Raw genomic sequence first — 12,523 nt, forward strand, 5'->3', positions numbered from 1 at the left:
CGTACCGGTCAAGGCCCTCCGGGCCCGCCCGGACCGACCCGCCCACCGCGAGGGCGCGCTCCCGCATGCCGATCAGTCCGTAGCCTCCGGTTCCGGCCGGAGCGGGCCGGGCCGAGGTGTTCACCACCTGGGCGCGGAACGTGTCCTCGTCGTAGGCCAGGCCGATGGTGACGACCGGGCCGACCGCGTGTCTGGTGACGTTGGTCAGGGCTTCCTGGACGATCCGGAACGCGGTGAGCTCGACCAGCGGCGGCAGCCGCCGCGGCGTCCCTCGTTGACGACGTGGACGTCGATCCCGGCCGCCCGGCAGGCCTGGACCAGCTCCGGCAGCTGGTCGAGGCCGGGCGCCGGGGTGGTGCCCGCCGAGGAGTCGTCGCCCGGGTCCCGGAGCAGCCCGACGGTCGCTTTGAGCTCCCGCAGCGCGGCCGACGTGGAGCCGCTCAGCCCGGCGAGCAGCTCGCGTGCCTGCTCGGGACGCTGGGCCAGCAGGTGGGCCGCGGTCCCGGCCTGCGCGTGGGCCACGGCCAGGTGGTGCGCGACCACATCGTGCAGGTCACGGGCGATGCGCACGCGTTCCTCGCTCACCCGGCGGCGTACGTCGTCGTCCCGGCGGCGTTCCGCCTCCTCGGCGCGGGCCTCGACCATCTGCAGGTACGCATGGGTCATCCGGCCGGCGAACACCGCCGGAAGCAGCCACAGGGCGACGCCGACGGTCCGCAGGAGCACGGACCCTCCCGTCGGGGTCGCGTCGGTCGTCGCCCCGCCGAGGATCACCGCGCTCACCGCGGTCCCGGTCCACCAGGCGGCCGGTTTCGGGCCGAGCAGCACCGTCAGCCGGTACAGGCAGCCGATCAGCGGGGCCAGCAGCAACGGTGTCGGCAGGTAGCCGGCCGCGCAGGCGGCGGCCGCGCAGCAGATCGCCAGGGCGGTCGCCGCTCGCGGCCGGCGGGCGGCCGCGAACAGGGCCACGCTCGCGACCAGGCTCAGTATCGCGCCGGGAAGCAGCTCGTCCGGCCGGAAGATGCCCTCGGTGCTGAGGCTGGCCCCGAGGACAGCGAAGATGAACGCGACCAGCGCGGCGAGCACGTTCATCGGGCCGACACTACCCGGGCGATCAACGCGCGCTCAGGGCATGAGCCGGCTCGGGCCCGGACTGCTCCTCGCTCAGCGACCCGCCCTCCACGTCGACGTGCGGCAGCCACCGGTCGAGCCGACCCGGCAGCCACCACGCGCGCTCACCGAGCAGTTGCAGGACGGCGGGTACCAGCGTCAGGCGAACCACGAAGGCATCGAAGAAGACCGCGCACGCGAGCCCGAGGCCCACCATCTTGATCAGCGGCTCGTCGGCGGCCGCGAACCCGCCGAACACCGCGATCATGATCACCGCGGCCGCGACCACCACCTTCGAGCTCTGCGCGAAGCCGGTGACGATCGCGTCCTGGGCCGGCCGGCCGTGCGCGTGGGCCTCCCGCATCCGCGACACCAGGAAGACCTCGTAGTCCATGGCCAGCCCGAACACGATGCCCACCAGCAGGATCGGCATCAGGCTCATGACCGGCCCGCTCTGCTCGACGCCGAGCACGCCGGCCGCCCAGCCCCACTGGAACACCGCGACGATCACCCCGAGCGCGGCGAACAGCGACAGCAGGAAACCGAGCGCCGCCTTGACGGGGACCCAGACCGACCGGAACACCACCAGCAGAAGCAGCACGGCAAGACCGATCACGATCGACACGTACGGCACGAGCGCCGACCGCGTCTTGCGTGCCATGTCGATGTCCAGGGCGGTGGTGCCGGTGATCTCGTAACTCACCCCTGCTGCGGCCGCCACGCCCGGGCGTGCCGCCCGCAGCGTTTCCACCAGGGTCTCGGTGCGTGCGTCGGTCGGGCCGCTCGACGGTACGGCGGTCAGGACGGCCGTGTCGCCCTGCGGGTTGAAGCTCGCCTTCGACACCGACACCACGCCTCCGGTCGCCCGGATGCTGTCCGCCACGGTCGCCACCGCGGCCTTCGGGTCCGCGGCACCACGCGCGTCCACGACCACCGTCAGCGGACCGTTGAACCCGGGACCGAACGCCGCGGCCCGTAGGTCGTACGCGCGCCGCTGGGTCTCGGTGACCGGCCGCGACGCGTCCCCGGGGGTGCCGAGCCGCAGGAACAGGGCCGGAACGGCGATCGCGGCCAGCAGCGCGGCGCCGGCCAGCGTGATCACGAGCGGACGGCGCAGCACCAGCCGCATCCAGGGGCGCGCCACCGAGCGGCGGGCGGGGGTACGGGCACCGCCACGGCGTTGCGCTCGGGCGAGGACCCGGTTCGGGGCGAAGCCCAGCAGCGCCGGGACCAGGGTCAGCGCCACCAGGACGGCCACCACCACCGCGCCGGCGGCGGCCAGACCCATCTTCGCCAGCGACGGGATCCCCACCACCGACAGGCCGGCGAGCGCGATCACCACGGTCGTCCCGGCGAAGGCCACCGCGGAGCCGGCCGTTCCCACAGCGCGACCGGCCGCCTGCTCGGCGTCCCCGCTGTGGCGTTCCTCTCGAAACCGGGAGACCACGAACATCGCGTAGTCGATGCCGACCGCCAGTCCCAGCATCAGAGCGAGCATGCCGCTGGTGATCGCCATCTCCAACGGGCCGGCCGCCGCCCAGACACCGAGGAACGAGACGGCCACACCGATGATCGCCGTGAGGAGCGGCAGACCCGCCGCCACCATCGAACCGAACGTCATCAGCAACACGACCGCGGCGATGGCCACCCCGGCGAGCTCCATGGGGCTCATCCGGGTGCCGGTCTTGAGAGCGGAGCCGGACATCTCCGCCGTCAACCCGGCAGCACGCGCTCGCCCCACCGCGTCGGCCAGCGCGGTCCGCGACTCCTCGGTCACCTCCGGCGACGGCACCCGGTACGTCACCGACGCGAACCCGGTCGAACCGCCGGCGCTGATGCTCCCGCCGGGCGAGGGCGGTACGACCCGCGCCACCTGAGGACCACCGGAAACCGCTGCCAGCGCCGTGTCGATGACTTTCTTGTTCGCCGCGGACGTCAACGCCTGACCCGGTGGAGCAACGAACACGAGGGTCGCCGACGCCCCGTCCGCGGCGGCGCCGGGGAAGCGCTCCGCGATGAGGTCGAACGCCTGCTGAGACTCGATTCCCGGCATCGTCGCCCGGGTGTTGACCGGGCCCTCCGACTTGACGGCGAGCAGAACCGCCCCGCTGAGCGCGAGCAGCCACACCGCGACGACCGACCACCGCCGGCGATAGGAAAAGCGACCAAGACGACCGAGCATGCCTGCCATGGCACGACACTCCACTTCTCTGTCGAACGTTGCCCTCAGCCTCTCGGCCGGGCCCCGGTCGCGTCGTCGTGCAGGTGCAGGCTCCGGATACGAAAATCGCAGTACGGCTCACGCTTCGAAGGGCGTCTCCGTAGCGGCGCGGGCAGAGTCGGGCGTGCGCAGCATCGTCAGCAACCCGGGGAAGCGTTGCTCCACGTCCTCGTAGCGAAGCCTGACCAACCGGCGGATGCCGTCGACCCGCGTGCGGATCAGGCCGGCGTCGCGCAGCACCTTGATGTGGTGCGACAGCGTTGATTTGCCGATGGTGACGCCGGTGTCTCTGAGGACATCACTGCCGCACGTCCAGTCCCCGGCGGCGTCGAGGGCGCGGACGAACGTGAGTCGTACCGGATCGGCCAGTGCGCTGAGCACGACGTCGATCGTCACGGTCTCGATGGCGGGTTCGATCACCTCGGTCACGACCCGAGCCTAACCAGATCTTGCTGAAAGTTCGACCGTCGTCGTACTGTTCGATGCAAATCGAACGGAGGAGCACTCGTGAAGGCGATCATCTACCGCGAGAACGGCGGTCCCGGCGTTCTCCAGCTCGTCGAACGTGACCGGCCCGCGCCCGGCCCCGGCGAGGTCCGCGTCGAGGTGGCCGTTTCCGGGGTCAACCCGACCGACTGGCAGGCCCGCTCCGGCCTCGCCCACCGCAAGCTGTGCACCGAGATGACCCCGCACCTCGACGGTGCCGGTGTGATCGACGCCGTCGGTGAGGGCGTCGACCCAGGCCGGATCGGCCGGCGGGTGTGGCTGTTCATGGCTGCGGCCGGCAGGCCCACCGGCACCGCCGCGGAGTTCACCGTCGTACCCGCCGATCAGGCCGTGCCGCTGCCCGACGCGGTCAGTTTCGACGTCGGCGCCTCACTCGGCGTACCCGCCCTCACCGCACACCGTGCACTCACCGTGGCCGAGGACGGGCCACGCCGCCTGCACCCCGGCGCGCTCGACGGCAAGGTGGTCCTCGCCGCGGGCGGGGCCGGCGCGGTCGGGCACGCGGTGATCCAGCTCGCCCGCTGGGCCGGCGCCACGGTGATCAGCACGGTGAGCGGCCCGGAGAAGGCGGAGCTGGCGACCGCGGCGGGGGCTCACCACACGGTCAACTATCGCGAGGGCGAGCCGGCCGCCGCGATCCGTGCGTTCGCGCCGGACGGCGTCGACATCGTCGCCGAGGTGGCGCTGGGCGCTAACCTCGCTCTGGACCTGGCCGTGCTGCGCACCCGGGGCACGATCGCGACGTACGCCAACGAGGGCGGACACGCGATCGAGCTGAACGTGGGGCAGAACATGGTGCTGAACACGCGTCTGCAGTTCCTGGTGCTCTACACGGCCGGCCCGCAGGCGCGCGCCGCGGCCGTCGAGGACGTCGCCGCCGCGACCCGGGACGGCGCCCTGCCGGTCGGCGAGGAACGCGGCCTGCCGCTGCTCCGCTTCCCGCTGCACCGCACCGCCGACGCCCACCGGGCAGTGGAGAACGGCGCGGTCGGCAAGGTCCTGGTGGACGTCATCCAGGTCGATCGCGATCACTGAGCCGGGCCGGCGCGACAGGCATGGACGACGAGCTGGGCGCGATCCGACATGGCCGGGCGAGCGGATCAGCACGCCTCGGCCGGGCGGTCAAGAGATCGATCAATGTCGTGATCTTGGCACAATGGGTGCATGCGGCGGTTGTCAGCGCGGGTGATCATCACGGTCGTGGTGGTCTGCCTGGGCATGGCGGTCGCGGTCGGCTTCCTCGCCCGGCAGAAGCTGGCCGACGCGGACCAGTACTCGAGCGTCGGCTCCGGCCTGGTGGCCCTCTTCGGATTCCTGGTTGTTGCTGGTGGCGGCGTTGCCACGGTGATCAGGTTCGTGACTCAGCGGGCCCGGGTGGACGACCGGCCCGGGCTCGTCGGGGACGTCGGCGACCTGGACCTCGGCGTCGCTGTCGCCATCCACAGCCCCCACGCGATCAGCGGGGTGATCCCGCTCTACATCGGCCGGAGCATCGACGACGAGCTGCGGGAGGCCGTCAAGCGCGGCGGGTTCGTCCTGGTCCACGGCGAGGGCCCGGCGGGCAAGACGCGGACAGCGGTCGTCGCGATCAACAATGCCCGCCGCGGACAGCCGCTCTGGCGCCCCGCCGGGCCGGACGAACTGCGGAAGCTGGCCGAGGCGCCGGTGCCGCGGCACGGCGCGGTCGTCTGGCTGGACCGGCTCGAGCGGTTCCTCGGACCGGACGGTCTCGATCTGGCGACCCTCGACCGGCTGACCCGCGATCAGCGTCTCGCGGTCGTGGCCACCATCCGGGACGAGCAGATCGCGGCGATCCGGTCGGCACCCGCGGCCGGGGCGCCACCGGGTACGGATGTGCTGAGCGGCATGCCCGGGCACCGGTGGTTCAAGATCGACCGTTTCCTGACCCCGGAGGAGTGGGCGGCGGCGCCGGACGACACCCGGTACGACCCGCGGCTCGAGCAGGCGTACCACGCGCGGGAGGGATTCGGTGAGTACCTCGTCGCTGGGCGCGCGCTGCTCGACCGCTGGCTGGTCGGCGGCGGCCCTCTGTACGCGGTCGGCAGTGCGCTCGTCTCCGCCGCGGTGGACTGTGCCCGGGCGGGCTTACGGGGGCCGGTGCCGGTCGAGGTCCTGGAGAAGCTTCTACCGCGGTATCTGGCCGATCCGTGGTACGGCCGCACCGATCTCCCCACGGTCGCTGACGGGCTGGCCTGGGCCACCACGCGAGTGCTCGGGGCAAGCTCGTGCCTGTGGCCGGTTCCGGGTGGATACCTCGCTTCCGAACAGTTGGTCGGACCGGTCCGCGCGCTCTCGCGCCGGCCCGGGCCGCCGGTTCAGGACGCCGTGTGGCCGCTCGTGTACGAGCTGGCCGCCGGCGACGACGGCGAACTGCGGTCGATTGCGGCGAACGCCGTACAGGAAGAACGGACCGACTGGGCCGAGCGGATCGCCCGGCCGATGGCCGAGGCCGGGGACGCCGAGGCTGCGGCCTTCCTGGCCTGCCTACTGGTGATGGAGAAGCGCTGGGACGACGCGATCGAGTGGGGGCGGCGGTCCGCCCAGGCCGGCTCCACCCGCGGGATGATCATCTACGGTATGGCGCTCGGCACCCGGTTCGGGGAGCTCGAGGCCGAGGTGTGGTTGCAGGCGGCTGCCGAGCGCGGCGACCTGTCGGGCGCGTTCGTCCTCGGCGAGATCGCGATGAACCGCGGTGACCGGGCGGCGGCGAAGAGCTGGTGGCGGCGGGGGGCCGAGGCCGGTGAACTGGACGCGAAATTCGCTCTCGCCCTGCTGATGGAGGACGACGACGATCCGGCCTACGCACGACTTCTCGGCGAGCTGGTGATGGCCGACCATCCGGAAGCGCTCACGGAGTTCGGCGCCCGGGCACTGCGCGCCGGTGAGGTGACGATGGCGGCGGGTGTGCTGATGCGCGCGGCCGACCGCGGATCGGTGACGGCGCTGTACCACCTGGGTGTGCATGCCATGCTGACCGAAGGCGACGGGGACCGGGCGATCCTGTGCTGGCGTGAAGCCGCGGAGCGCGGACATGTCCCGGCCATGACTGGTTTGTCGCTCCTGCTGACGGCGGCTGACCCGGCTGAGAGCGACGTCTGGCTCCGGAAGGCGGCCGAACTCGGCGAGCCACAAGCGGTCGAGCTGCTCAACGAACGCCGGCAGCGGTGAACGAGGGTCACCGCAGGGATCCGCTTCCGTCGTTGTATGTCGCGCCGTAGGGTCGGTTTGTGGATGGCGCTGAACTGGTCGGCGTGCAGAAGACGCTCACGCCTGTTCTCAAGGCCAAAGCCCTCGACAACCGCCTGCCGGACCCGATTCTCGGTGACCGGTACGCCGAGAGGGTGATGCGCCGGCTCGATCCCGGCTACGACCGAGGCCGCGGGGCCACCCAGCTGGGCCTCGTCGCCGTGATCCGGAGTCTGGCCCACGACACCTGGGCCCGGAGCTTCCTCGCCGCTCATCCCGATGCGGTCGTGCTGCACCTGGGGTGCGGCCTCGATGCCCGGGTCCACCGGATCGACCCGCCCGCCACCGTCGACTGGTTCGACCTGGACTACCCGGCCGTCATCGAGTTGCGGAAACAACTGCTGCCGTCGCGTGAGCACTACGTCCAGCTCGGCACCAGTGTCACCGACCTGGCCTGGCTGGACCGCATTCCCCGCGAACGCCCGGTGCTCCTGATCGCCGAAGGGCTGGTGCCCTACCTGACCGAAGCTGACGTCCGGCGGCTGCTCACCACTGTCGTCGAGGCGTTTCCCAGTGGGCAGCTGCAGTTCGACACGGTGCCGGTCTGGGCGTGGCGCACCTCGCGGTGGGATCCCACGCTGCGCCGGTACGACGCCCAGTTCCACTGCGGATTCGACGATCCGGCGGCGCTGGCCCAGTGGCATCCGCGGCTCGAATTCGTTGACGAGGCGCCGATGTACGACGCGGCACTGGTGAAAGCCAAGGCGCCCGCGACCGTCCGTCGCGTCTACCGGCTGCTCACCCTGCTGCCGGGTCTGAAACGCTCGACGAGGATCGTGCGGTTCAGGTTCCCACCACGGAGGTCGTCCGATGCCCCTGCCTCCTGACAGTCACGTGCACAGCGAATGGTCGTGGGACACGGCCGTGGGCGACATGGAGCAGACCTGCCTCCGGGCCGTGGAGCTCGGTCTTCCGGCCGTCGCATTCACCGAGCACCTGGATCACACCGTGTGGCGTGTCGCGCTGGAAGGGCCGTACGTCATGGACAACCTCACGGCGCTGGCCGACGCTGACGGGCTGTTGACGCCGCCCGCGTTCGACGCCGCCGGATATCTGGCGGCGATCGAGCGTTGCCGGGAGGAGTTCCCGCAGCTGCGCGTCCTCAGTGGTCTGGAGCTGGGGGAGCCGCACCGCCACGCCGACCAGATCGCGCGGGTGCTGGCCGCGGGCCGGTTCGACCGGTTGCTCGGCTCGCTGCACACCTTGCCGGACCAAGGCGTCCTCGCCGAGCCCTGGGGCATCTTCCCGCACCGGGACCCCCACGACGTGGTACGGGACTATCTTGCCGAGGTCGCCGCGATGGTGTCGGCGGGCGGGACGTTCTCCGTGCTGGCCCACATCGACTATCCGGTCCGCTTCTGGCCGGCCGAGCACGCCGGCCCTTTCGACCCCGCCGCCTTCGAGGACGAGTTCCGGCATGCGCTGCGGCTGACCGCGCAGTCCGGCCGGGCGCTGGAGGTCAACACCCGGCTGCCGCTGCATGCGACGGTGCTGACCTGGTGGCACGAGGAGGGCGGCGACGCCATCACCTTCGGCAGTGACGCCCACCTGCCGGCCCTGGTCGGACACGGCTTCGCCGAGGCCGCGCAGCTGGCCGAGGCGCACGGCTTCAAACCCGGTGAGAGCCCCCACAGCCTGTGGGGACGGGTCGACTGAGCGACACCGGGGCCACGCGGCTCAGCCCACCCGGTGTCCCTGGGCCTCGGCGGACAGGTCCTGCCAGTCGGCCCAGGTCTTGAGCCGGTCGGCGTACACCTGCTGCACCAGCGGGTAGAAGCCCTGGCCGAACAGCACCCGCAGCGGCGGGCGGTCCGCATCGACGATCTTGAGCAGGGCCTGGGCCGCGGCGGCCGGGTCGCCGGCCGGCTGCCGGCCCACCAGGGCGGCCAGACGCCGGCGCAGATCGTCGTACGCCGGCTGGGTCCGGGCCATGTGCCCGTTGGCCAGCGGGTCGGGGTTCTTACCACCCCGGGTGGCGAAGCCGCCGGGCTCGACGATGGTCACCTTGACGCCGAAGTCAGCGACCTCACCGGCGAGCGCCTCGTTCAAGCCCTCGAGGGCCCACTTGGACGCGTGGTACGCACCGCCGAGCGGCATGGCGATGACCCCGGCCGCCGAGGACAGCTGGATGATGTGTCCCGAGCGCTGCTCGCGCAGGTACGGCAGCACAGCCTGGATCACCCAGGCCGCACCGAAGAGATTGGTCTCCAGCTGCTCCCGCAGTTCCTGTTCGGACAGCTCCTCGACGGCGCCGACCTGGGCGTAGCCGGCGTTGTTGACGATGACATCGAGCCGGCCGAAGTGCTCTTCTGCCCGCCGTACGGTCGAAAAGACCGCCGCCCGGTCGGTCACGTCCATCTCGAGCGGCAGGATCGCGTCGCCGTAGGCGGCGACCAGGTCATCCAGGCTCGCGGTGCTCCGGGCAGTGGCGGCGACCCGGTCACCGCGGGCCAGCGCGGCCGCGACGAACTCGCGGCCCAGGCCGCGGGACGAGCCGGTGACGAACCAGACCTTGCTCATGGTGTTCCTTCCTTTCCGGTACGGGTCGGCCGGGCGGTTCACCAGGCGACGGGGCCGAGACGGTCGACGAAGATCCCGGTCGGCCCGTCGGCGTCGACGGTCGCGAGCCGGATGATCGAGTCGGTGCCCTCGGTGACGGTCAGCTGACCGGTGTGCCGGTTCATGTCGGTGGCGGCGAACCTGTGGTTGGCGATCTCGCCCGGGGTGGCGACGTTGAACTTGACGGCCGGCAGCGCCTGGGCGTACCGGAGCGTGATCATGTGCAGGGCGGCCTTCGACGAGCTGTAGGCGAGTTCGTGCATCTTCGAGACGGGCTGGGCCGGGTCGGTGACGACGGCGAAGGAACCGCCGCCGCTGCCCACCATCACCACGCGCGGGTTGTCGGCCGCCTGGAGCAGCGGAAGAACGGCGTGCGTCACCCTGATGGGCCCGTACACATTGGTCTCGTACACGGAGTGGATCTCCTCGACCGTCGCTTCCGCCGGCGCGACCACGCGCCCCGGCGCGCCGGCGTTGTTGATGAGCACGTCCAGCCGGTCGGTGTGCTCGCGGACGAGCCGTACGGCGCCGGCCACCGACTCGTCCGAGGTGACGTCCAACGGCACCATGACCACCTCGGCGCCGCCGGCGGTCAGCTTGTCGGCGGCCGCTTGTCCGCGTACCGGATCCCGCGAGCCGAGGAAGATCGTCCAGCCTTGCTCGCCGAGCCGGCGGGCCGTTTCATAACCCAGTCCCTTGTTGCCTCCGGTGATCAGCACCGAGGTCTTCCGCGTAGCTGTCATGCCATCCGTGACGAGAGGCAGCCCCGGGTTGTAACAAGGTGTGGGCCGCCTCACGTGTTGGCCCGGTAGTACAGGTACGTGACGGAGAGGAGCAGGGGCCCCCACAACAGCGCCGGCAGGTAGCAGCTCACCAGCAGCACCCACCACCCGGTCCCGCCGGTGAACTCCTCGACCGGAGTGACGAACAGCCGTCCCACCGCGAAGGTCCAGATGACGATCAGCAGGAGGCCGCCGGCGGTCGCCGGCACGACCACAGCCACCGGTGGGATCCGGCGGCCACCGAGCCACGGCACCCAGGCGGGCACGACCTCACCCCAGGGGCGTACGAGACCGATGGTCAGCAGCGCCAGCGCTTCGGTGAGCACGGTGAGGAAGAAGGCCCACGCCGAGCCCCAGCCCGGGATGTCACCGGCCTGCAGCGCGGCGGGGCTGAATCCCATGCCGAACCCGAGCCCCAGCAGGGTCCGCCACACCCCCGACGGCAGCACGGTGAGCGGTACGAGACGGGCGAGGATCACGGCAGTACGGCTCACGGGCTTTCTCCCGGTCATCTGATCCGGTCCGGTGCGGTCGTGATCAGGCGCCAACCGTCGGTCCCGCCCCGTACCCGCGGAGTCCAGCCGCTCGCTTCCTGGAGCTTCCGGCTGCGGACGCGCTGGGATCGGCTCAGGGGCTCCAGCTCGGGCGGTATCTCGTTCACCGCCGGTCGAAGTGCTGTGCGCCCGACGACGGCGGCCAGCGCGGCGTCGATCTCCGCCCGGGTGGGCGGATCGTCGTCGGCCACGTTGTAGGTGCCGGCGGGCGCGATCACCGCCGCGGCCACCGCGGTGCCGGCGTCGTCGAGCCAGAGGGTCGGCTGGTACGCGTCCCGCCGGCCGACGCCGGGGGAGACTCCTTTGCGCGCGTTCTCGACGTCGGCCCGGGAGAGGTGGCTGTCCGGCCCGATGAACATCCCGAAGCGCAGGATGACCGTGTCCCCGGTGAAGAACCGCGTGGCGTTGGTCTCGGCCGCCAGCGCCGCAGTGGTCGTGCCGCCGCCGGTCACCGGCGCGCCTTCGTCCACCCAGGCGTCGCCGGCACGGGCTCCGAGGCCCTCGAGCCGCGATCGGCCGCGGGCCGATCGTGTGACGCCGGTGACGCGGTGGCCCGGGCCAGCAGTTCCCGTACGGCACGCCGCCCGGCAACGCCGGTGGCTCCGGTAATCACGATGTTTGACATGTTCTGTTGACGAGGCGTCCGGAAAAATCGTCACAGGCCGGCCGGAATGTGTCGCCGGTCACCAGCTGTCACGTTTCGCCGGCCCGAATCGACCAGTGGTCACGACACCAGGTGGAAGGAAGAACGATGCGCGTTGCAGTGGCCGGAGCAACCGGCCGGATCGGTTCCCTGACGGTGGCAGCCCTCGAACGCGACGGGCACGAGGTCCGGCGGATCAGCCGCGCCGAGGGGGTGGACGTCCGCACCGGAAGCGGGCTGGAAGCGGCAGTGACCGGCGTGGACGCGGTGATCGACACGTTGAGCAGCACCGCTCCGGACCGGGCCGAGACCGTCGGCTTCTTCACGGCGACCACCGGAAACCTGCTGGAGGCCGAAGAGCGGGCAGGCGTACGGCACCACGTGGCGCTGAGCATCGTGGGCGTGCACAAGGTCGAGGGGAACGCCCACTACGCGGGCAAACGGGCGCAGGAGGCCGCGGTGGAGGCGGGTCCGGTCCCGTTCACGATCGTCCCCGCGACCCAGTTCCACGATTTCCCGGCCATGGTCGCGTCCTGGTTCGAGCAGGACGGGGCCGCCCTGATCCCGCCCCTGCTGCTCCAGCCGATCGCGCCCGAGGACGTGGCCGACGTGCTGGCCCGGGTCGCCGTGGGACAGCCGCAGGGCCGGCACCGTGACATCGCCGGCCCCGACACCCAGGACCTGGTCGACATGGCCCGGCGCACCCACACCGCGCAGGGCAGGACGGTCCGTCTCGTGCCGACCTGGCACAACGGCGTCTTCGACCAGTCCATGGCGGGTGACGTCCTGCTGCCCGGTCCGGACGCCGAGATCACTCCCACCACCTTCGAGGACTGGCTCGCCGCGCTGGGTGCGTGACCCGGGGCTTCCGCGTCGGTTA

The 12,523-nt window shown here is 71.6% G+C and carries 12 protein-coding genes; 5 read left to right on the plus strand and 7 right to left on the minus strand.

The genetic code is table 11. The features are described 5' to 3' along the window. Nucleotides 1–204 precede the first annotated feature (204 nt). The 3 genes from AB0C12_RS34045 to AB0C12_RS34055 all read right to left on the minus strand — a co-directional run bounded on the left by AB0C12_RS34045 (nucleotide 205) and on the right by AB0C12_RS34055 (nucleotide 3,760). On the minus strand, nucleotides 205–1,092 hold the full coding sequence (locus AB0C12_RS34045) for a histidine kinase dimerization/phosphoacceptor domain-containing protein (RefSeq protein ID WP_360554085.1): 888 nt from the start codon (nucleotides 1,090–1,092) through the stop codon (nucleotides 205–207). 22 nt (nucleotides 1,093–1,114) lie between these two features. Then, nucleotides 1,115–3,292, minus strand: a complete 2,178-nt coding sequence (locus AB0C12_RS34050; protein ID WP_360554087.1) for an MMPL family transporter — start codon at nucleotides 3,290–3,292, stop codon at nucleotides 1,115–1,117. A gap of 117 nt (nucleotides 3,293–3,409) precedes the next feature. Continuing rightward, nucleotides 3,410–3,760: a metalloregulator ArsR/SmtB family transcription factor gene (locus AB0C12_RS34055; protein ID WP_360554089.1), complete on the minus strand. Its 351-nt coding sequence runs from the start codon at nucleotides 3,758–3,760 to the stop codon at nucleotides 3,410–3,412. Between the two features lie 78 nt (nucleotides 3,761–3,838). Between AB0C12_RS34055 and AB0C12_RS34060 the strand changes: the two genes are divergently transcribed. From AB0C12_RS34060 to AB0C12_RS34075, 4 genes are all read left to right on the plus strand, one after another. Then, nucleotides 3,839–4,873 (plus strand): NADPH:quinone reductase, encoded by a 1,035-nt coding sequence (locus AB0C12_RS34060; RefSeq protein WP_360554091.1) that lies wholly within the window; start codon nucleotides 3,839–3,841, stop codon nucleotides 4,871–4,873. Between the two features lie 129 nt (nucleotides 4,874–5,002). Beyond that, the gene (locus AB0C12_RS34065; RefSeq protein ID WP_360554093.1) at nucleotides 5,003–7,027 is read left to right on the plus strand and encodes a tetratricopeptide repeat protein; all 2,025 of its coding nucleotides are present in this window, start codon (nucleotides 5,003–5,005) and stop codon (nucleotides 7,025–7,027) included. A 59-nt stretch (nucleotides 7,028–7,086) separates the two neighbouring features. Then, a complete protein-coding gene (locus AB0C12_RS34070; RefSeq protein WP_360554095.1) occupies nucleotides 7,087–7,932 on the plus strand; it encodes a class I SAM-dependent methyltransferase in 846 nt (281 codons plus the stop codon). After that, nucleotides 7,916–8,761, plus strand: a complete 846-nt coding sequence (locus AB0C12_RS34075) for a PHP domain-containing protein (RefSeq protein WP_360554097.1) — start codon at nucleotides 7,916–7,918, stop codon at nucleotides 8,759–8,761. Before AB0C12_RS34070 ends, AB0C12_RS34075 begins: the two co-directional genes overlap by 17 nt. A 21-nt stretch (nucleotides 8,762–8,782) precedes the next feature. Here the strand turns inward: AB0C12_RS34075 and AB0C12_RS34080 are convergent, their stop codons facing one another. Genes AB0C12_RS34080 through AB0C12_RS34095 form a run of 4 tightly spaced genes read right to left on the minus strand, consistent with a single transcriptional unit; the run spans nucleotide 8,783 to nucleotide 11,470 of the window. Beyond that, complete coding sequence (locus AB0C12_RS34080) at nucleotides 8,783–9,625, minus strand: SDR family NAD(P)-dependent oxidoreductase (protein WP_360554099.1); 843 nt, start codon at nucleotides 9,623–9,625, stop codon at nucleotides 8,783–8,785. Nucleotides 9,626–9,663: 38 nt separating this feature from the next. Further along, nucleotides 9,664–10,407 (minus strand): SDR family NAD(P)-dependent oxidoreductase, encoded by a 744-nt coding sequence (locus AB0C12_RS34085; RefSeq protein WP_360554101.1) that lies wholly within the window; start codon nucleotides 10,405–10,407, stop codon nucleotides 9,664–9,666. A gap of 50 nt (nucleotides 10,408–10,457) precedes the next feature. Continuing rightward, a complete protein-coding gene (locus AB0C12_RS34090) occupies nucleotides 10,458–10,940 on the minus strand; it encodes a hypothetical protein (RefSeq protein ID WP_360554103.1) in 483 nt (160 codons plus the stop codon). Nucleotides 10,941–10,954: 14 nt separating this feature from the next. After that, entirely contained in the window at nucleotides 10,955–11,470 is a 516-nt protein-coding gene (locus AB0C12_RS34095; protein WP_360554105.1) for a hypothetical protein, read from the minus strand. A 281-nt stretch (nucleotides 11,471–11,751) separates the two neighbouring features. Between AB0C12_RS34095 and AB0C12_RS34100 the strand changes: the two genes are divergently transcribed. Next, a complete protein-coding gene (locus AB0C12_RS34100; protein WP_360554107.1) occupies nucleotides 11,752–12,501 on the plus strand; it encodes an NAD(P)H-binding protein in 750 nt (249 codons plus the stop codon). Nucleotides 12,502–12,523 lie beyond the last annotated feature (22 nt).

Source organism: Actinoplanes sp. NPDC048967 (genome assembly GCF_040649415.1).
GTDB lineage: Bacteria > Actinomycetota > Actinomycetes > Mycobacteriales > Micromonosporaceae > Actinoplanes.